Genomic DNA, 19822 nt, shown 5'->3' with positions numbered 1-19822 from the left:
ATCAGCTCGTGACGCAGCGGAAACCGGACGCCACGCCGGCATCTCCGTGGCCGCGATACTTCGGCCAGCCGGGGTACTGGCACAACGGGCGGGTCTGACCCGGGGTGGTTCCGTTGTAGGCAACCGGATGCTCGGGCGCGTCGCCCTTCGTGACCCAACTGTCCAGCGCGGCGACCGAGTCCCAGGCGAGATTGAACACGCCGGAACCGTGACCGTAACCGGGCACCTTGTAGTAGCGCGTGAACTGTTTCGTCTTCGCGCCGTACCGCTCGGCCACCTTGTCGTAGAACGCGTCGGTAGCCGCCGGCGGGACGAGCATGTCCGCGTCGCCCTGGACCATGATCAGTTTGCCGCCGTGTCCGGCGAACCGGTCCAGATCGGGGTCGGTGGTGTCGTACTCGGCGGAGACCGACTGGATCCGTGCCTGGTACCGCCGGTAGTCGAACGACAGGTCCAGCGCCGGTGGTGGTGTGGTCAGCTGCCGGTAGAAGTAGTTGTTCACCGGCTGGTCGAGGCCGTTGTACAGAGTCGACGTGCCCTGGCCCGCCGAGTCCAGCCAATACGGACTCAACGCGCCGCCGGCCAGGATCGGGAAGCCGCCGACGGTTCTCACTCCGTTGGCCAACGGGAACGCGACCCGGTAGGCCGCTTCGCCCGCCTCGAGCGTGGCGATCTGAAGGTCGGAAAGGCAGGCGTCACCGGTGTCCGCGCCACCGGGACAGCGCAGCTTGGTGAACCTGAACGACTTCCGGCACGTCGACACGTCGGAGATGACGCCGTCCACGACTCCGTCGAGCCCGTCACAGGTGCCGAGGAGCGCTTGCTCGAAGAGTTGCTGCTTGGCCGGGTCGAGGTAGGCGCCCGGCGCACCGTAGGCCACCTGCTGCAGGTGATACCAGGACAGGTCCATCGTCTGCTGGTCCGCCGGGAAGTAGGCGACGATGCCGTCGTAGTCCTCGCCGTACCGTTCGGCGGCCGCCAGGGCTTCCTGGCCTCCTTTGGATCCGCCCGCGAAGTACTGGTGGTTCGGCGAGCGGCCGTAGTACCGTCTGACGATCGTGATCGCGGTGTCGCGGGTGCGCTTGACGGCCTCACCGGAGTAGTTCGCGAGTGCGGTCGCGTTGAGCGCGAACGAACCCGGCGGGTTCGTCCCGACCGACGAGCCACCGTCGCTGCCGAAGGTCACGTAACCAAGATCGATCGCGGGGACCTGGCCCGGAGCGATCGCCGTTCCGAAGGCGGCCAGCCCGGTGACGACGGTCCCGTCCAGCCCGCCGCCGCCCAGGTGCAGCGTCCGCAGGTTCCAGTCGGTCGGCAGATTGACCTCGAAGTTCACCGGCGGTGCCGCCGGGTCGACGCCGATGACGTGCCCAGTCACCAGACAGAATTCGGGAGTGCCTTTGGCCGGGTCGGCCGCGTCGAGTCCGGCCGAGTCGACGACGGCACCGCGAGTAGGCAGCCCGATGTCGTGCGCGGGAATCCTGGTCCCGGACAGGGCGGCGCATGCGGCCGCGGCGCCGTTCACCACGACTCCACCGCCGGTGGCGCTCGCTCCCGCGGGCGGGCTGAGCATCGACACGGCGAGGACCGCGGCCAGACCCACCGCGAGCGCGGGTCCGTGTTCGTGGAAGCGAAGAGTGCGCATGAGGCCTTCCTGAATGTGATGACAGCAGATGCTGTCGTCATCCACGTTAACTGACGACAGCATCTGCTGTCGATATACTTCCGGCATGGTCCGATGGGAAGGCAACGCGCGGGGCCGCCTGGAACAGGCGGCGCTGGACCTGTTCGCCGAGCAGGGCTACGACCGCACGACGGTCGCGCAGATCGCCCAGCGCGCCAATCTCACCGAGCGGTCGTTCTACCGCTGGTTCCGGGACAAACGCGAGGTGCTGTTCGGCGGCGACGAACTCGAGGAGCGTTTCGTCGCCGCGATCGAGGCCGCCGAAGAGGGCACGGATCCACTGACCATGCTGATGGCCGCGTTCAAGACCGCGCCGGAGGTGATCCGCCCTCGCGATTTCCTCCGGAAACGCGGGGAAGTGGTCGCCGCCAACCCACCCCTGCGGGAGCGCGAGCTGATCAAACTCGCTGCCCTTTCGCAGGCCCTGACCGCCGCACTGGAGAAGCGTGGGTGTGACGCTCAGACGGCCCGGCTGGCCACCGATGCCGGGATGGCCATTCTCCGCCTGGCAAGCGAACGGTGGATGGCCGACGAGAACGCCGACCACGCGCGACTGCTGGCGGACTGCGCCACCGACTTGCTCGCCGTGCTCAAGCCGGCCCGCCGCTCGCGAACGGACACGGTTTCCGAGCGGACCTAGGGGTCAAAGCGCGTGCAGTACGCGGGGCTGTGACGTGAGTTCCCGGATCGCGGCGGGCACGTCGGGCTGCAGGGGAAGCCGGTCGGACAGCCCCGTGGCCCACAACGGCCGCGCGACCGGGCGGTTGTTGCCCACGAGGGCCCAGCGCACATGGCGGCGGGCGGCACGGTCGTCGGTGTCGAGCAGCACCTTCATGCCGGCGGAGCCGAGGAACGTCACCTCGTCGAGGTCGAGGACGAAATCGTGGCCGGGGAGGATGCGTTCGTCGAGGTACTCGCGCAGCACCGGCGCGCCCAGGGCGTCCAGATCACCGGCGGTGCGGGCGAGCTGAATCCCATCGCGGCGCTTTTCGAGGCGGATGCGGATATTCGTGGTCGCGTGCACGGCGTCTCCCTGTCCGACGAGCATCAGGGTGAGAGCACCAGACACGCACCCGAACAGGCTTTCACCTTTCCCGCCGGTCGCGTGCGTTCACTCCCGCACGGCTGTTTTTGACCAACCGCTCTCCACGACCGTACGACTACACGCTGACCTTGACAAGAGTCCGTCACCGCCGCATTACCAAGCGTGATCACCTCGGGTAAGGGTCGAAGCGGGGAGCACCGCCCAGACCGTCTTGCCCTTTCCAGCGCGTGTGCATCCCCACGTCTTGGCCAGCCGGGAGACCAGCAACGTCCCCAGTCCCTGGCGGTGCCGCGATCGGGTGTCCGCCAGGAAACGGGCGGCCGGGCCGTCGTCGGAAACGGCGACCGTCAGTTCTCCTTCCTGAAGCAGGAGCCCCAACTGGGGCACGCTGGTTGTGTGCTGCAAGGTGTTTTCCACCAGTTCGGTGGCCACGATCTCCGCGTCGGACTCCACTCCGGCGATCCGCCAGTCCGCACAGGCCGTCGCGACCAGTTGACGAGCTTGGCGCCCCGCGTCCGGCGCCCGGGTCAGGGTGACCCGCCTATGGCGTCGCATTCGACTCTCCCATTGTTCTGATAAGGGCCAAATACCCGGCCCCGGGGAGGGCGAAACCGGGTGGGCGAACCACCGTCGGCGGAGGTCAGGCCGGTAATTGTCCACATTGTCCGGCCCCGCATCCGGGGGAGAGGTCGCCGAACCGTCCGAAATGGACCGCGCGGGCCAGGTGCTTCCACCATCTTCGGCCAGGTGCTTTCACCAGCTCCGGGTTAGGGCTTGATTCCGGTTTCCTTCCGGAGCACAGTGGGTAGGCGGGCTCTGCACGGTGCGCGACCAAGCGGAGGAGCGGAATGACGGAGCTACGAGCACGGCCTATCGTGTTGGGAAACCAGTACGAACTGCCCGCCCGGCACCGGCGCGGGACCGCCCTGCTGAAAATCGCCCGGACCACCGACCACAAGGTGATCGGCTGGCTCTACCTGTTCACGTCCCTGGCGTTCTTCATGGTCGGCGGGGCGATGGCCCTGCTGATGCGGTCCGAGCTGGCCCGGCCGGGGCTGCAGTTCCTGTCGACCGAGCAGTACAACCAGCTGTTCACCATGCACGGCACGATCATGCTGCTGCTCTACGCGACGCCGAACGTGTTCGCCTTCGCCAACCTCATCCTGCCGCTGCAGATCGGCTCCCCGGACGTCGCGTTCCCGCGGCTGAACGCCTTCTCCTACTGGCTGTTCCTCTTCGGCGGCCTGATCGTGCTGGGCTCCTTCATGACTCCCGGCGGGGCCGCGGACTTCGGCTGGACCGCCTACACGCCGTTGTCGAACGCGATCCATTCCCCGGGCATCGGTGGCAACCTGTGGGTGTTCGGCCTGGTCGTGGCCGGTCTGGGCACGATCCTGGGCGCGGTGAACATGGTGACCACGATCGTGTGCCTGCGCTGCCCGGGCATGACCATGTGGCGGATGCCGATCTTCACCTGGAACATCCTGTTCACCAGCATCCTCGTGCTGGCCGTGTTCCCCATCCTGACCGCGGGCCTGATGGCGCTGGGCGCCGACCGCGTGATCGGCGCGCACCTGCTCGATCCGGCCAACGGCGGGGCGATTCTGTGGCAGCACCTGTTCTGGTTCTTCGGGCACCCGGAGGTCTATGTCGTCGCGCTGCCCTACTTCGGCATCGTCACCGAGGTGATCCCGGTGTTCAGCCGGAAACCGCTGTTCGGCTACCGGCTGATGGTCTTCGCCACGATCGGCATCACCGCGCTGTCGTTCGCGGTCTGGGCGCACCACATGTTCGCCACCGGCGCGGTGCTGCTGCCGTTCTTCTCCATCCTGACGTTCCTGATCGCGGTGCCCACCGGGATCAAGTTCTTCAACTGGACCGGCACGATGTGGCGGGGCCAGATCACCTTCAACACGCCGATGCTGTGGGCGGTGGGGTTCATGGTGACGTTCCTGCTGGGCGGCCTCACCGGGGTCCTGCTCGCCTCGCCACCGCTGAACTTCCACGTCACCGACTCGTATTTCGTGGTGGCGCACTTCCATTACGTGCTGTTCGGCACGATCGTGTTCGCCACGTTCTCGGGCATCTATTTCTGGTTCCCGAAGATGGCCGGGAGAATGCTCGACGAATCGCTGGGGAAGCTCCATTTCTGGACCACGTTCATCGGTTTCCACACGACGTTCCTGGTGCAGCACTGGCTCGGTGACGAAGGCATGCCCCGCCGGTATGCCGACTACCTGCCCAGTGACGGTTTCACGACGCTGAACACCGTGTCCACCATCGGCGCGTTCATTCTCGGTGCCTCGATGCTTCCGTTCGTGTGGAACGTGGTGCGGAGCTGGCGGTTCGGCGAAAAGGTCGAGGTGGACGACCCGTGGGGCTTCGGCAATTCCCTGGAATGGGCCACCACCAGCCCGCCGCCGCGGCACAATTTCCTGGAACTGCCCCGTATCCGCTCGGAGCGGCCCGCGTTCGAACTGCATTATCCGCATATGGTGGAACGACTGCACGACGAGGGCCATATCACGCTGACCGGAAAAGCGATCCCGCATCACGAGGCCAGAAAAACGCCGTCGGAAAAAGTGACTTCGCCCAGCTCCGGTCACGACGATTAGCGCAGGTCGTCCCGGGGTAGTCCGTCCAAGGAACTTCGGGAGGGACACATGACTGAGCGCTCGGTCCAGGACCGCTCGATCGCGGAACTGGTGCAGGATCTGTCGGACCAGGTGCGCCGGCTGGTGCGTGACGAGATGCGGCTGGCCACGGACGAACTGCGCCGTAAGGGCAAGCGTGCGGGCAGGGGCGCGGGCCTGGCGGGGTTTGCCGGGGTGATGGCGCTGTACGGCGGGCTGACGCTCGTGGCCACGGCCGTCATCGCGCTCGGCCTGGTGCTGCCCCTCTGGCTCTCGGCACTGGTGATCGGGGTGGTGTTGCTGCTCATCGGCGGAGCGGCCGGGATGGCCGGCAGGCACTCCATCAAGACGGCGACGCCACCGTTACCACGAGAGGCCGCGGAAGGCGTGGTCAAGGACGTCAAGGCGGTGCGTGGCCATGAGTGAACAGCGCGGTTTTCCCCATGACGCCGACCAGGCCCGGCTCGACGCGGAGTTGACCCGGCAGGAACTGGGCGAAACCGTGCAGGAGCTCACGGCGCGACTGAAGACGACCTATCAGCGGGTCGCGGTGGGCGCGGGCGCTGCCTTGACCGTGTTTCTTGTCGTCTCACTGGTGCTGCGCAGGTTCATGAACCGGAGGTGAGCCTGCGCGAGCCGGGCCCCCGTGCGGATCGAGCCCGCGCGGGGGCCAAGCCCGCGCGGGTCAGCGCACGGTGGAAGGCAGCGTGAACTGGACCGTCTCCCGGGCGGTTTCGCGCTCCTCCGTGGTGACGGGGCCGAGTCCGCCGAGCGTTCGTACCACCGACTCGACCAGGCGCGGCGGCGCCGAAGCGCCCGCCGTCAAGCCGATCGTGCGCACTTCGGCCAGCCAGTGCGGCTGGATCCCGGTCGCGTCGTCGATGAGATGCGCCGCCGCGCCGGCGCGGCGCGCGAGTTCGACGAGGCGGACCGAATTGGACGAGTTCTTCGAGCCCACCACCAGTACCAGGTCCGCCTCGGCGGCGATCGCCCGGAGCGCGTCCTGGCGGTTCGTGGTGGCGTAACAGATGTCGCCCGAGCCCGGTCCCCTCAACGCCGGGAACCGGGCGCGGAGTTCGTCCACCACTTCCGCGGTTTCCTCCACGCTGAGGGTCGTCTGGGTCAGGTAGGACACCCGGGCCGGGTCGGACACCCGCACCCGCCGCGCCTCTTCCACCGACTGCACCAGCACCATCCGTTCCGGCGCCTCTCCCAGGGTGCCTTCGACCTCCTCGTGCCCGGCGTGCCCGATGAGGATGACCGTGTCGCCCCGGCCCGCGAAGCGGCGGGCTTCCGCGTGCACCTTGGTGACCAGCGGGCAGGTCGCGTCGACGACGTCGAGCCGGCGGCGCCGTGCGGCGGTCCGCACGGCGGGGGAAACGCCGTGCGCGGAGAACACCACCGTCGCCCCGCGCGGTACCTCGGTGAGGTCGTCGACGAACACGGCACCGCGCCCCTGGAGATCGCGCACCACATGGATGTTGTGCACGATCTGTTTGCGGACGTAGATCGGTCCGCCGCGCTCGTTCAGCAACCGTTCCACCACTTCGATCGCCCGCTCGACACCGGCGCAGAACGAGCGCGGCGCGGCGAGCAGGATCCGGCGGGGAGGGCCCGCGACGGCCAGGCAGGCGGCCACCGCTCCGCACACGGCCTCGGTCACCCGCGGGGTCGGCAGGGTCACCGAGGCGCCCAGACCGCCGATGCCCGGCAGCACGGCACGCAACGAGAACGACTGCTGGTCCTCCGAATCGCCGTGCAGATGCCCCCGGTCGGTCCGGACGCCACGACGGCGGAGTTCTCCTTCGAGCAGGGCCGCGGCCGGGCACGAGACGGCGGGACGGTGCGGCCACAGCAGGCCGTCGGCGACCAGCACGACCCCCGGGTCGGCGCGGCCCGGGTTGTTCGCGGCGATGATGCTCTGGGCGGCGGTGAACAAGCTGTCTCTCCTCATCTCGAATACCCGATCTCGACCGTTCGCGGAATCAGTGGTGTCCGGTACGGGGCGCGGCGCCGGAGCGGGCCGGACCGGAACTGTCTATTGTGGAATGTCCAACGGTCCGGCGAGGGCTCGGTGGACAACGGAGACGACGAGCAGAATCCTCATGTCCGCATCATGGGGAGAACCACCAATCTTCGGGGCCGGAAATTCGGCGAGCGGCTCTGCCGAGGGGAGTCTTTTCCCGGAAAATGGTTCGTATGCCTGGTCTTCCGGCGACCGGCCGGTCGTCGGTGAACACGACGTTAGCACCGGCCGCGAGAGGGAGTACAGTCACTCGTCCGTGTGGTCGGAGGCAATTCCTGGATTCGGTGAACGCACCGTGACCCGGGCCCCCGGGCAATCCCTCGAACTGACCAGTGCTGTCCCGCGCATTCAGGTTGACAAGCGATTTCTGGTCAGGTCGACCTGGGTCGTTGCTCCAATCGGGCCAACATCTTCCCGTCGAGGGGAAGGCGGCACAGGCGGTATTTGACCTCACCGTGACGACCGCGGCACCGTTGTACGAGCCTGCCCTCCACCGGAGCATTGGCCCGACGTCAACTGACCCCGGAAATAAGCTCCCGGCTTTCTCGATGCTCCAAATCAGTGAGCGGGAAATCGTCGGTCGCGGCCACCAGGATGAACGGGGTGAATTTCGTTGTCGCGCAATGACGACCACGGTTAACTTTGCCCGGTGAACGTCTACGTATCCGGATTTTTGTGGGTGGTGTGCGCCGTGATCGCCGGCGCGTTGATCGCGTATTCCGTACGCCGCTACGGTCTCGACGAAGGACGCCGGGACAACAATGACGCCGCGGGGCAGGCGTTCACGATCATCGGTGGCCTGCATGCCGTCGTGGTCGCGTTCGTCCTCATCTCCCTGTTCGACGCCGCCGTCCAGGCCCGGGAACGGGCGAACGTCGAAGCGCGTTCCCTGGTGGCCGCGACCTGGGCGGCGAATTCCCTGCCGGGTTCCGTGCCGGGCCAGGTCCGGGAGCTCGCGAAGGACTACGCGCGGACCGTGGTGCGTCAGGAATGGCCGCACATGCAGCAGGGGACCGAAATACCGGGCGAAGGCTGGGCCTTGCTGGACCAGATGCGCACCACCGTGGAAAGCGCCGTGCCGGTGGTCCAGCCCGGCAACGACTGGATGGTCCGCCGCAAGGTCGAGGCACAGGCCGACCTGGTCGAGGTCTATCAGATCCGGCAGGCCCGGCTCAACGCGGTGAAGGACAACCAGGTCGGCTCGGTGCTGTGGTTCGTGCTCGCCGTGGGCAGCCTCATCTTCGTGTTGCTGCCGAATCTCTTCGGCGGCACCAAGCCGATCACCCACATCATCATCGTGTCCGCGCTCGCGGCCGCGACCGCGCTGCTCTGCTTCGCCATCTACCAGTTGCAGAACCCCTACGGGGGCGGCACGAAGACCGGGCCGGAACCGTTCAACCAGGCGATCGAGCGGCTGGGGTGAGAGGGAAGTGGTCGTCCGATCCGTGAGTGTCGCCGCGTTTTCGGCACTGTGCTGGCTCATCCCGGCACCGGCGTCCGCGGTCGAAATCTGTGTCGTCGCCGACGTGCGGCTCCCGCCGCTCGAGTTGAAGTCCACAGTGGACGTCGCGATCGCCTCAGTCCGGCACTGCCCTCGCCCGATGCCCTCGCCCTTACCCCCGGTACCGTCGCCGCCGGTTCCCGCTCCACCCGTTCCCGCACCGCCTGGGACGACACCGCCCGGGACCCCGCCCCCGACCTCGCCGGCACCCCCGCTGTCGCGCCCCTCGCCGCAGCGGCCCTCCTCCCGTGTCCCCGCCGGACGGCCGGTGACCGCCGTTCCGGAGGCGCTCGGCGTGGCACCGATGCAGCTGGTCGCGGCACCGTCCCCCAACCCGCCCTGCCCGCAGCCCGCGCCGGCGAACGACCCGCTGGAGGCGCCGCCATCGGCGGTCCCGGAGCGGACGATCGCCGCCCCCAAACAGGACGAGGTCCAGACGGAGCGACGCTGGGCCGTGGCCGTGCTGGTCGTGGTCATCGGCGCGAGCATCGCCATCCGGCGGATCTTCCGTGATCCGTCCCCGTGAGCGGGTCAACCCCGGACACGAAGCGGGGCCGGCCTCGAAAAGGCCGGCCCCGCTTCGATATCTGTCGTTGTCAGTCGGTGCTCAACGCGAAGACCGTGGTCTGCTGGTAGGTCTGACCGGGCCGCAGCACCGTGCTCGGGAAGTTCGCGTGGTTGGGCGAATCCGGGAAGTGCTGGGTTTCCAGCGCGAAGCCGTAGCCCTGCCGGTAGGTCTTGTTACCGGTGCCGACCAGCGTCCCGGTGAGGAAGTTGCCGGAGTAGAACTGGATTCCGGGCTCGGTGGTCAGGACGGTCAGCACGCGCCCGCTCTCGGGATCGCTGGCCCGGGCCGCGAGCGCGAGCGAGGTGCCGTCCTCACGGTTGAGCACCCAGTTGTGGTCGTAGCCCTGGCCCGTGAGCAGCTGCGGGTCGTTGTCGGCCACGTGGTCGCCGATGGCCGTGGGCCTGCGCAGGTCGAACGGCGTGCCCTTGACCGGCGCCAGCTCCCCGGTGGGGATCTGCGTCGAGTCGGTGGGCGTGTAGCGGTCGGCGTTGAGCATCAGCTTCTGGCCGTAGATGTCACCCGAGGACTCGCCGTCGAGGTTCCAGTACGTGTGGTTGGTCAGGTTGACCACCGTCGGCTTGTCGGTGGTCGCGTGGTAGTTGATGCTCAACCGGTTCTGATTGTCCAATGTGTACTCGACGGTCGCGGTGAGCGTACCGGGGTAGCCCTGGTCGCCATCCGGGCTGACCAGCGTCAGCCGGAGACCCGCGGTGCCCTTGCCCGGCACCTCCGTGACGTCCCAGACCCGCTGGTTGAACCCGTCGGTGCCACCGTGGAGGCTGTTGCCGTTGTTGTTGACGGGCACGTGGTAGGTCGTGCCGTCCAGCGTGAACGTCCCCTTGGCGATCCGGTTGGCGTAGCGGCCGATCAGCGCGCCGAAGTAGGTGCCGCCGCCGGCGGCGGGGCTGTTCTTGGCCACGTAGTCGGCCAGGGTGGGGAAACCGAGCACCACGTTGGCGGTGTGGCCATGCCGGTCCGGCACGTCGAGCGTCTGGATGATGCCGCCGTAGCTGAGAATCCGGACCCGCATGCCGCGGGCGTTGGCCAGCGTGTACCGGTAGACGGCCTTGCCGTCGGCCTGACCGAAGTACTCCTTGCTCACCGTCGGTGGTCTGGCGCTGGAATCGGGGGCGGCGGAAGAGGTCACGCTGGTGAACCCTAGCGCCATGACAGCCGCGGCGATGACCGCGAGCGCGGCCCGGCCGCGCCTTGAGATCGACATTGATCCTCCAGTTCTCCGCGAGACACCCGCGCCTACCCGGTCGCGAGCGGCCTTCCTCCTCTAGTGCACCCTGTACTCGGCGTGCACGAGCTCGAGAAGCTCGGTCACCGAGGTCTCCTTCGATCGCTTGTCGAACGTGATTTCGCCGTGCTGCAACAGGTTCACCCGGTCGCAGACGTCGACCACCTGGCTGTAGTTGTGGGCGATGAGGATGATCGCGAGGTCGCCACGCCGTCGTAGCTCGTCGATCAGGCGGAGGATCATGCCGCCCTCCTTGGCGCCCATCGCCGCCAGCGGCTCGTCGAGCAGCAGCAGTTTCGCGTTGTTCGAGTAGACCGAGCGGGCCACCGCGATGGCCTGCCGCTGCCCGCCCGAGAGCTGGGCGACCTCGGCGGTCACCGACGGGATGTTGATGCCCACCGCGTCGAGCGCCTCGCGGGCCCGGCGCTTCATCTCCTTGCGCCGCAGGAACGGCAGCGGCTTGTGCACCAGTTCCTTGTTCAGATGCAGGTTCAGGTAGACCGGGAGGTCGTTGACCAGCGCAAGGTCCTGGAACACCGTCTCGATGCCCAGCGACCGGGCGTGCGTCACCGACTTGAGCTGCACCGGTTGGCCCTCGAACAGCAACCGCCCGCCGTCCGGCTGGTGGTAGCCGGTCAGGATCTTGATCAGCGTGGACTTCCCGGCGCCGTTGTCGCCGATCAGGCCCAGCACCTCGCCCCGGCGCACGTTGAGGTTGATGTCGGCGAGCGCCCGCACCGGCCCGAATCGCTTGCTGACGTGCTCGGCCCGGATGACCTCGCCGCCCTCGGCCTCGCTCATGCGCGCCCCCTTGTCCCGAAGCGTTTGCGGACCACCGTCACATAGACGTTCAGGAGCGCGGCGACGAGGATGGCGCCGCCGAGGACCATGTAGAAGGCGTTCGCGCTGATGCCCATCAGGTTGAAACCGTCGTAGACCAGGCCCAGCAGCAGCGCGCCGAGGAAGGCGCCGATCACCGTGCCGGATCCGCCCAGCAGCGCGGTGCCGCCGATCACGGCGGAGGCCACCGCGTAGAACATGGTGTTGAACCCGCCGTTGGTCGGGTCGTACGAGCCCACCCGGGTGCCCTGGAGGATGCCGGCGAGCCCGGCCAGCGCACCGGCGATGGTGAACACGGCGACCTTGACGCGGTTGGTCCGGATACCGGCCTCGGAGGCACCGATCGGGTTACCGCCGGTGGCCTGGGTGGAGATGCCGAACCGGGTGGTGGACAGCACGGTCTGCATCACCGCGACGACCACCAGCGCCCAGATGAACTCCGACCATCGCGAGCCGCCGAAGACCGACACCACCCAGCTGTCGGTGGGCGCGCTCACCGGCGAGCCGCCCGAGATGATCAGTTCCAGGCCCCACAGCAGGAACGCCATGCCCAGGGTGGTGATGAAGGCGGACAGGCCGAACACGGTGTGGATGAGGCCGTTCACCATGCCGATGAGCCCGCTGACCACGATCGCCCCGAGCACCGCCAGGAACAGCGGCCAGCCGTTGTTGTAGAACAACATCAGCACGAACGGCGAGAGGGTGAACACGAAGCCGGCGGACAGGTCTATCTGACCGCAGATCAGCACCAGGACCTCACCGGCGCCGACGATCGCCCACGGCGCCACGTACTGCGCGATCGTGTGATAGTTCTCCGGGGTGGTGAAGCCCGGTCCGGAAACCGCCACGAAGTAGATCACCGCGGCGACCGTGACCACCAGGATGGACAGCTCCTTGACCCGGATCAACCGGGACAGCGGCCCCGGGCCGCGCGGAGTGCCTGCCGGCTGGGAGGTCTGGTCCTCCTGCTTTCCGGTGAGCGCGTCTGTCATGGGGGAATTCCTAGTGGCTCGGTGCCGAAGCGGCGGGCAGCGGGATCGACGGCGGCATCGGGATGAGGTCGCCCTTCGGGCCACCCTCGAACTTGCTGTTGGCCGAGACGTACGGGCCGACGTTTTCCTTGGTCACGAACGTCAGGCCGGTGTCGGTGAACGGCGGCGCGACCAGCGTCCCGGACAGCCGGAAGAGGTACATGTACAGCACCGGCAGGAAACCCTGGAGATAGGCGGACTGGTCGATGGTGAAGTCCAGCGCGCCCGACTGCACGCCATTGAGCGTGTCGGAGAGGGTGTCGTAACCACCGGCGTGGATCTTGCCCTGGAGGCTGCGGGTCTTGATGAGCTGCGCGATCGACGCGGTGCTTCCGGCGTCCACCGCGTAGAGGCCCTTCACGCCCGAATTGCCGTCGTAGGCGGCGGTGATCGCGTTGAGCTCGTTGGCCTGCTCGGCGCCGGTGTTGATCGATTGGACGTTGACCCCAGGGGCGGCCTGCTTGAGCGCCGCGGTGATGCCGTCCAGCCGCGGCTGCACGTTGTTGCCGCCCGGCTGGGAGATGCCGACGAGGATGGTGCCGGAGGTGACGTCCTTCGCGATCCGTTGTCCCATCAGGAATCCGGACTGGTAGAGGTCCTGCCCGACGTAGGTGAGCGGGTAGTTTCCGGCCGCGGTGGCGTTGTAGGCGATCACCGGAATACCTTTGCTCAACGCGAGTTTGGTCGGCTCCACGAAGGCGTTGTTGTCGGTGAGCGCGACGGCGATGCCGTCCGCGCCGCGGTTGATGGCGGTGGAGAAGGCACTGGCCATTTCGGCCACGTTGCCCTCCGTCGAGCCGGTCCACTGTGGTGTGGGCAGCCCGAGCATCTTGGCGGCGTCGGCGAGCCCCGTCCTGGTGGGGTTGAAGAAGGAGTTCGTGGTGACGTGGTTGATGAACACGAACTTCCAGGCCGGTGTGGCCGGGAACGCGCCGGAACCGGACGTGGACGAGTTCGACCCGCCCTGCACACCATTGCAAGCGGCCAGCAGTGCGCCCGCCGCGACCGCGCCGCCGCCCGCCCCGAGGAACCTCAGTGCGGTGCGGCGCGAGGTCGCGCCGTCCTCGGCCGGTGCGTTGAAAGTGCTTTCACTCATCGATGACCACCCATCCACATCTGCGGGGAACCCGGGTTCGGCGTCTGAATCATTGGATGATTCGTCGATACAGTCAAGACTTGCCCAGAAGCGGGTCCGGTCGGAAAGTAACGATTCGGAAACGGAGAAGTGATTGACATGATGGATGAATGATTCGAGGATTACTCCATGAGCACCAACAGGGACGGCCCCCTGGGACGTCACCGCACCATCCATACCCGGGTGGTGGAGTTGCTCGGCCGCCGGATCGTCTCCGGCGAGTTCCCCTACGGCGCGCAGTTGCCGAACGAAGCAGACCTCGCGGCTCAGCTCAACGTAAGCCGGGGCGGGGTCCGTGAGGCCGTGAAAGCGTTGGCCGCCAAGGGATTGGTGGAAGCGCGGCCGCGGCTGGGCACCAGGGTGCTCCCGCGCGAACAGTGGAACCTGATGGACCGTGACGTGCTCGACTGGCACGGCCTTATCGCGGACCGCGCCTTCGTGGCCGACCTGCTGGAGCTGCGCCTGATGGTGGAGCCCGGCGCGGCCGCGCTCGCCGCCGAACGCGCCACGCGCGACCAGCTCGCGGCGCTCGACGAGGCCTACTCCACGATGGGGGCGAACGCCAGTGACGTGCCCGGCATGCCGGACACCGTGCGGGCCTTCGTCGAAGCCGACCTGCGCTTTCACCTGATCCTGCTCAAGGCGAGCGGCAACCAGTTGATCGAGCAACTCGGACGCCTGCTGGAGACCGGTCTGTACCACGGTCTCGAGACGACTTCGCACGCGCCGGGCGGCGTGACCGCGACCCTGCCGCTGCACCAGGCGGTGCTCTCGGCCGTTCGCGGCAGGCGGCCGCTCGGTGCGTCACGTGCCATGAAGAAACTCATCGAAACCACGGCCGAGGCCGCGGAGGCGATGGGTCCAGCCTGAACACCTCCGCCGCGGCGGGGAAAAGAGGAGACCGGAATGTCTACAGTGGACCAGGTGACGGATCCGCTTTCCTACCACGGGGAAGGTCCGGTATGGTTCGCCGGATGGCCGGGTCTGCGCTGGGTCGACATGCTCGCGGGTGACGTGCTCGAACTGGACGCCGTCACGCGGGAGGTGTCCCGGCACCACGTCGGCACGGTCGCGGCGGCCCTGCGGCCGCGACCGGACGGTGGCGCGGTGCTGGCCGTCGAACGCGGGTTCGCGCTCGCGAACCATTCTCTGGACGAGATCGAACCGCTGGGAGAACTGTGGTCCGACAGCGGAGTCCGGATGAACGAGGGCGGGTGTGACCCGGACGGAAGATTCTATTGTGGATCGATGGCCTACGACACGCGGGCCGGTGCGGGGAAGTTGTACCGGCTCGACGCCGGCGGCACGGTGCGCACCGTGCTCACCGGCGTCACCATTTCCAACGGCCTGGCCTGGAGTCCGGACGGCACCACGGCGTACTACATCGACACGCCCTCGCAGCGAATCGACCGGTTCGACTATGACGGTGAGCTGACGGGCCGACGGCCGGCGGTGCTTGTCCCCCCAGAGGCCGGTGCACCCGATGGAATGACGGTCGACGCGGACGGACGGTTGTGGGTCGCGTTGTGGGGCGGAAGCGCGGTGCATTGCTACACACCGGAAGGGAAGCTGGAAGAGCGCGTGACGCTGCCCGTCACGCAGGTGACGGCCTGTGCCTTCGGCGGTCCGGACCTCGACGAACTCTTCATCACCACGTCACGGCAAGGGATTGGCGATGGCGAGCAGCCCGAGGCGGGTGCGCTCTTCTCCTATCGTCCGGGGGTACGCGGAATTCCGGTGCTCACGTTCGGGTAGACCAACGCGAGTGCGACACCACGGAGGCTGTACCGCCTTACACTTCTCCTCGTGGCGGACCCGCCGAGAACCTCTGGCAGCCTGCCCGCGGAGCTGACGAGTTTCGTGGGCAGGCGCGGTGAGCTGACTGACGTCAAACGGCTGCTGTCCACCACGCGCCTGGTGACGTTGACGGGCATGGGCGGTGTCGGCAAGACCAGGCTCGCGCTGCGCGTCGCGGCCGAAATCCGCCGTGCCTTCCCCGACGGCGTGTGGTTCGTCCCGCTGGACGAGCTGCACGATCCGGAATCACTGCCCGTCACCGTCGCCGATGTGCTCGGCATGGGCGAGAACGCCGCGACGTGTGCGGTCGGGGGCCTGGCCGACTACCTCGAGCACAAGCGGCTCCTGCTCGTCCTCGACAACTGCGAGCATCTGGTCTCGGCCTGCGCCTCGCTGACCGGCAAGCTTCTGTCCGCCACCACCGGCCTCCGGGTGCTGACCACCAGCAGGCAGGTTCTGCACACCGAAGGCGAGCGGGTGCTGCCCGTGCTGCCGCTCGCCGCCCCGGAACGGGGGGAGAACGGCCACCGCGAGGCGGTGACGCTGTTCGCCGACCGGGCCGCCGCGGTGGTGCACGGTTTCGAAATCGACGCGGCCAACCGGGAGAAGGTGGACCGGATCTGCGGCCGCCTCGACGGCATCCCGCTGGCCATCGAGCTGGCCGCGGTGCGGTTGCAGGTGCTCTCCCTCGACCAGATCCTGAGCAGGCTCGACGAAAGGTTCCGCCTGCTGACCACCGGGCGCCGCACCGCGCAACCGCGGCACCGGACCCTGGAGGCGGCGGTCACGTGGAGCTTCGCGCTGTGCACGCGGGCGGAACAGCGGGTGTGGGCGGCGGTTTCGATCTTCCCGGACGGTTTCGACCTCGAGGCCGCGGAGGCGGTGTGCGCGGGCGACGGCATCGAGCGGGACAGCGTGCTCGACCTGGTGGCCGGGATGGTGGACAAGTCGATTCTCGCGCGCCGCAGCGGAACCTACGGCCGCACGGCCTGGTACCGCATGCTGGAGACGGTCCGCGAATACGGCCGGGGCAAGCTGGCGGAGTCGGGCCGGGAAGAGACCGTGCGTGCCCGGCACGTCGCCTACTGTGTGGCGTTGACGCGCCGTTACCGGGAGAACTGGTTCGGCCCGCGGCAGTTCGAATGGGCCGAACGGCTGGGGCGCGAACACGAGGGCCTGCGGCTCGCGCTGGCCTACTGCCTGACTCATCCCGATCTGGCCCGGAACGCGACCGAGATCGCTTCGGGCCTGTGGAGCTACTTCTACGCGAGCGGCCGCGCCCTCGAAGGGCACCGCTGGCTCGCCAAGGCGTTGTCGTTCGACACCGCGCCGACCCGGGCCAGAGCCGAAGCGCTGCAGCACTGCGCGCTCCTGGCCGCGCAGATCGGCGAACTGGAACCCGCGCGGCGGATGCTCGACGAGACACGGGTGCTGGCCGAGAAGTTCGGTGACGATGCGTTGCGGGCGGGTTACGCCAGGGGCCGGAGCATGGTCTCCTTCGCGACAGGCGACCTCGCCGGGGCGCGCACGCTGCTGCACGAGGCGCTGGCCGGTTACCGCTCCGCCGGCGATCTTCCCCAGATTTTCACCACTCTGCTCTTGCTGGCGGCCTTGGCGTTCTTCGTCGACGAGGAGTTGCCGACGGCGGCCCCCTATTCGTCGGACGCCCTGGGCCTTTCGGAGGAGCACGGCGCCGGCTGGTCGAAGACCTACGCGCGATGGGCCCTGGCGGTCCAGGAATGGCGCTGGGGTGACGCCCGGCGGGCGAGCGCGCTGCTCCGGGAGGCGACCGCGACACCGGCCGCCGACCGCGCCCAACTCGCCTACGCGTTCGAAGCGATGGCCTGGTGTGCGGGAGCGCAGGGCAGGCACGAGCGCGCCGCGGGACTGCTCGGCGCCGCGAAATCGGCCTGGCGGCACAGCGGTGCGCCGGCCGAAGAGACGAGTCCGTACGCGGCCTTCGACGAGCGATGCGCCGCGCGGGCCCGGGCCGAACTGGGGGCCGAAGCGTTCGTCAAGGCATATGGCGCGATGGTACGGGCGAGCCTCGACGAGGCGATCGCCTTCGCACTGGACGAAAAGCGGAGCCCGGTGCGCCCCCGGCCGCAAGGCCGGCGAGCGGGCAGGCCGGGTGAGCTCACCCGGCGTGAGCGGGAGATCGCCGAGCTGGTCGCGGACGGGCTGTCCAACCGCGAGATCGCGGCGAGGCTGGTGATCGCCCAGCGCACGGCCGAGACCCACGTCGAGAACATCCTGGCGAAGCTGGGGTTCACCTCACGCGCGCAGATCGCGGCATGGCTGGGCGAGCGGCGAGCGCTCGCGACCTGAGACATTGGCTAGCGGCGACCCGGCACGTGCCGCACACCATGCCGGGCCGCCGCAAGACTGGGGCGGGTCTCGAAGTCCGCGTTTTCGCTTGAGGCGAGCAGAGGCGCGCGGGTGCCGAAGGCCTCGGATTTGGGGAGGCGGCCCGCCCTACCTACCGTGGTGACGGTCGCTCGAAGCCACGGCCTGGCTACCCGAATCCGATCGCGCGCACTATGAAACTAGGAATGAGCGCGGCGGGCGGACCAGGCAGGAGGGCCCGCCGCGCTCTTACCGGTCGGCGCGCGAGGGGAGGGCGGCGCCGGCCGGCCGGTCAGGACGCCCTTGGCGTGCTGGTCACCGGCTCAGGTTTGGTGACCCAGGCGGGCGGTCCACACTGGGGCCGCCAGGTGCCCAGATGCACCCATTGCCGGCCCCAGCTGAATCCGGCCAGCAGTACGGGGCGCTGGCACCTCGGGCAGGGCTGCGGTGGCGAGTCCACGTTCATGGCCTTCCTCCATCTTGCGTCCATTCCAGGATGGCCGGACGCACGTCGGAATAGACCGGGAAACCTACGGATCTGAGTACGTACGTATTCGCCCCGAGGCCGCGACCGTGTCCTTGGTGGTCGCGGTACCCGGTATCGCTCCACCCTGCCCGCAGGCGAGTCGTGACGGTGTGTGCACGTCCGAGAATCGCCCGGAAATCCGCGGGGACTGCCCGCTCGGTCACGGTCGTCCCACCCAGACGCCAGGCGGGCCGCCCGACGGGCGCGGAACGATCCGTAGTTGAATGCGGACATGCTGCGCGTGGGGCTCACCGGAGGTATCGGAGCGGGCAAGTCCACGGTCGCCGCCCGGCTCGCCGAGCACGGCGCGGTGCTGATCGACGCCGACGCGATCGCCCGCGAGGTGGTCGAGCCGGGGACCGAGGGACTGGCCGAACTGGTCGGAACGTTCGGTGAGGGCATCCTCACGCCGGAGGGCGCGCTGGACCGGTCCGCGCTGGCGGCGAAGGCGTTCCGCGACGAGGAGGAGCGCCGGAAACTGAACGGGATCCTGCATCCCCGGATCGGTGCCCGTACCGCCGAACTGGCCGCGGGCGCCGCGCCCGACGCGATCGTGGTGCACGACATCCCCCTGCTCGTGGAGGGTGGCCTCGGCGCCGGCTACCACCTGGTCATCGTGGTGGACGCGCCGGTCGCGACGAGGGTCCGGCGGCTGGTGGAGAGCCGGGGAATGTCCGAAGAGGACGCCCGCGCCCGCATCGCCGCGCAGGCGGACGAGGCCGCGCGCCGGGCCGCCGCGGACGTGTGGCTGGACAACTCGGGCTTCCCGGACGTCATCCTGGCCGAGGTGGACCGCCTGTGGGCGGACCGGCTGGTGCCGTTCGAGGCCAACATCCGGTTGCGCCGGCCGCGCCCACGAACGGCGCCGCGGCTGGTGCCCCACGACGACGCCTGGCGGGGCCAGGCCGCCCGTGCCCTGGCGAGGGTCCGCCTCGCGGCGGGGGAGCGGGCCGTGCGGGCCGACCACATCGGCTCCACGGCGGTGCCCGGCCTGCCCGCGAAGGACGTGCTGGACCTGCAGCTCACGGTGTCCACTTTGGACGAAGCGGACGCGGTGGAGGAAGCGCTGTCCGCCGCCGGGTTCCCCCGGGCCGAGGGACCATGGTGGGACGAACCGCAGGACGGATCGGTTCAGCGGTGGCCGAAACGGTTCCACTACGGAGCCGACCCGGCACGGCCCGTCAACCTGCACGTGCGGTCCCTCGACACGCCCGCGTGGCGCCTCTCGCTGGTCTTCACGGCGTGGATGCGGGCGAATCCGTCCGAACGTGACGCCTACGCCAGGCTCAAGAACGAACTCGCCGGCGCGCATGACACTACCGAGGCCTATGCCGCCGCGAAGCAGGGCTGGGTCAACGCCGCCTTCCGTCGTGCCGAGGCCTGGGTCCAGGCCACCGGCTGGGAGCCGGAGAACGCCTGAAGCCGCGCTCCCGCACCGGATTGCCCT

18 protein-coding genes are annotated in these 19822 nt (G+C 68.5%); 10 read left to right on the top strand and 8 right to left on the bottom strand.

All coding sequences use genetic code 11. The annotated features are described in order from the left end of the window. Position 1: 1 nt before the first annotated feature. Entirely contained in the window at positions 2 to 1645 is a 1644-nt protein-coding gene (locus tag ACFSXZ_RS39955; RefSeq protein WP_378271631.1) for a tannase/feruloyl esterase family alpha/beta hydrolase, read from the bottom strand. Positions 1646 to 1730: 85 nt separating this feature from the next. Between ACFSXZ_RS39955 and ACFSXZ_RS39950 the strand changes: the two genes are divergently transcribed. After that, positions 1731 to 2324, top strand: a complete 594-nt coding sequence (locus ACFSXZ_RS39950) for a TetR/AcrR family transcriptional regulator (RefSeq protein WP_378271630.1) — start codon at positions 1731 to 1733, stop codon at positions 2322 to 2324. A gap of 3 nt (positions 2325 to 2327) precedes the next feature. Here ACFSXZ_RS39950 and ACFSXZ_RS39945 read toward each other — a convergent pair whose 3' ends face one another. Beyond that, entirely contained in the window at positions 2328 to 2732 is a 405-nt protein-coding gene (locus ACFSXZ_RS39945) for an STAS domain-containing protein (RefSeq protein WP_378271628.1), read from the bottom strand. A 150-nt stretch (positions 2733 to 2882) separates the two neighbouring features. Continuing rightward, positions 2883 to 3284 (bottom strand): ATP-binding protein, encoded by a 402-nt coding sequence (locus ACFSXZ_RS39940; RefSeq protein ID WP_378271627.1) that lies wholly within the window; start codon positions 3282 to 3284, stop codon positions 2883 to 2885. A 293-nt stretch (positions 3285 to 3577) separates the two neighbouring features. Here ACFSXZ_RS39940 and ctaD point away from each other — a divergent pair, with 293 nt between their 5' ends. The 3 genes from ctaD to ACFSXZ_RS39925 are packed head-to-tail and all read left to right on the top strand — an operon-like array spanning position 3578 to position 5987. Next, the gene (ctaD, locus tag ACFSXZ_RS39935; protein WP_378271625.1) at positions 3578 to 5344 is read left to right on the top strand and encodes an aa3-type cytochrome oxidase subunit I; all 1767 of its coding nucleotides are present in this window, start codon (positions 3578 to 3580) and stop codon (positions 5342 to 5344) included. 48 nt (positions 5345 to 5392) lie between these two features. Further along, positions 5393 to 5788, top strand: a complete 396-nt coding sequence (locus ACFSXZ_RS39930; RefSeq protein ID WP_378271624.1) for a phage holin family protein — start codon at positions 5393 to 5395, stop codon at positions 5786 to 5788. Continuing rightward, complete coding sequence (locus tag ACFSXZ_RS39925; RefSeq protein WP_378271622.1) at positions 5781 to 5987, top strand: DUF3618 domain-containing protein; 207 nt, start codon at positions 5781 to 5783, stop codon at positions 5985 to 5987. Before ACFSXZ_RS39930 ends, ACFSXZ_RS39925 begins: the two co-directional genes overlap by 8 nt. 60 nt (positions 5988 to 6047) lie before the next feature. Here ACFSXZ_RS39925 and ispH read toward each other — a convergent pair whose 3' ends face one another. After that, positions 6048 to 7316: a 4-hydroxy-3-methylbut-2-enyl diphosphate reductase gene (ispH, locus tag ACFSXZ_RS39920; RefSeq protein ID WP_378271620.1), complete on the bottom strand. Its 1269-nt coding sequence runs from the start codon at positions 7314 to 7316 to the stop codon at positions 6048 to 6050. 721 nt (positions 7317 to 8037) lie between these two features. Between ispH and ACFSXZ_RS39915 the strand changes: the two genes are divergently transcribed. Together ACFSXZ_RS39915 and ACFSXZ_RS39910 are read left to right on the top strand one after the other, a co-directional pair. Then, positions 8038 to 8811, top strand: coding sequence for a bestrophin-like domain (locus ACFSXZ_RS39915; RefSeq protein WP_378271619.1), 774 nt, complete (start codon positions 8038 to 8040; stop codon positions 8809 to 8811). Positions 8812 to 8818: 7 nt separating this feature from the next. After that, positions 8819 to 9415, top strand: coding sequence for a hypothetical protein (locus ACFSXZ_RS39910; RefSeq protein WP_378271617.1), 597 nt, complete (start codon positions 8819 to 8821; stop codon positions 9413 to 9415). Between the two features lie 70 nt (positions 9416 to 9485). Here ACFSXZ_RS39910 and ACFSXZ_RS39905 read toward each other — a convergent pair whose 3' ends face one another. The 4 genes from ACFSXZ_RS39905 to ACFSXZ_RS39890 are packed head-to-tail and all read right to left on the bottom strand — an operon-like array spanning position 9486 to position 13667. Next, complete coding sequence (locus tag ACFSXZ_RS39905; RefSeq protein WP_378271615.1) at positions 9486 to 10679, bottom strand: aldose epimerase family protein; 1194 nt, start codon at positions 10677 to 10679, stop codon at positions 9486 to 9488. Positions 10680 to 10739: 60 nt separating this feature from the next. Further along, on the bottom strand, positions 10740 to 11501 hold the full coding sequence (locus tag ACFSXZ_RS39900) for an ATP-binding cassette domain-containing protein (protein ID WP_378271613.1): 762 nt from the start codon (positions 11499 to 11501) through the stop codon (positions 10740 to 10742). Then, on the bottom strand, positions 11498 to 12532 hold the full coding sequence (locus tag ACFSXZ_RS39895; RefSeq protein ID WP_378271611.1) for an ABC transporter permease: 1035 nt from the start codon (positions 12530 to 12532) through the stop codon (positions 11498 to 11500). Before ACFSXZ_RS39895 ends, ACFSXZ_RS39900 begins: the two co-directional genes overlap by 4 nt. 10 nt (positions 12533 to 12542) lie before the next feature. Next, positions 12543 to 13667, bottom strand: coding sequence for a substrate-binding domain-containing protein (locus tag ACFSXZ_RS39890; RefSeq protein WP_378271609.1), 1125 nt, complete (start codon positions 13665 to 13667; stop codon positions 12543 to 12545). 168 nt (positions 13668 to 13835) lie between these two features. On the opposite strand from ACFSXZ_RS39890, the gene ACFSXZ_RS39885 reads away from it, so the two are divergent. The 4 genes from ACFSXZ_RS39885 to coaE all read left to right on the top strand — a co-directional run bounded on the left by ACFSXZ_RS39885 (position 13836) and on the right by coaE (position 19795). Next, a complete protein-coding gene (locus tag ACFSXZ_RS39885) occupies positions 13836 to 14576 on the top strand; it encodes a FadR/GntR family transcriptional regulator (RefSeq protein WP_378271607.1) in 741 nt (246 codons plus the stop codon). A gap of 36 nt (positions 14577 to 14612) precedes the next feature. Continuing rightward, positions 14613 to 15461, top strand: coding sequence for an SMP-30/gluconolactonase/LRE family protein (locus tag ACFSXZ_RS39880; protein WP_378271606.1), 849 nt, complete (start codon positions 14613 to 14615; stop codon positions 15459 to 15461). Between the two features lie 51 nt (positions 15462 to 15512). Next, positions 15513 to 17831: an ATP-binding protein gene (locus ACFSXZ_RS39875; RefSeq protein ID WP_378271604.1), complete on the top strand. Its 2319-nt coding sequence runs from the start codon at positions 15513 to 15515 to the stop codon at positions 17829 to 17831. A 776-nt stretch (positions 17832 to 18607) separates the two neighbouring features. Beyond that, positions 18608 to 19795, top strand: coding sequence for a dephospho-CoA kinase (gene coaE, locus ACFSXZ_RS39870; protein ID WP_378271854.1), 1188 nt, complete (start codon positions 18608 to 18610; stop codon positions 19793 to 19795). Positions 19796 to 19822: the final 27 nt, after the last annotated feature.

Source organism: Amycolatopsis pigmentata (genome assembly GCF_042684065.1).
Lineage (GTDB): Bacteria > Actinomycetota > Actinomycetes > Mycobacteriales > Pseudonocardiaceae > Amycolatopsis_E > Amycolatopsis_E pigmentata.
Note: the sequence above shows the minus strand (reverse complement) of the source record. Positions and strands in the feature narration are given on the sequence as shown.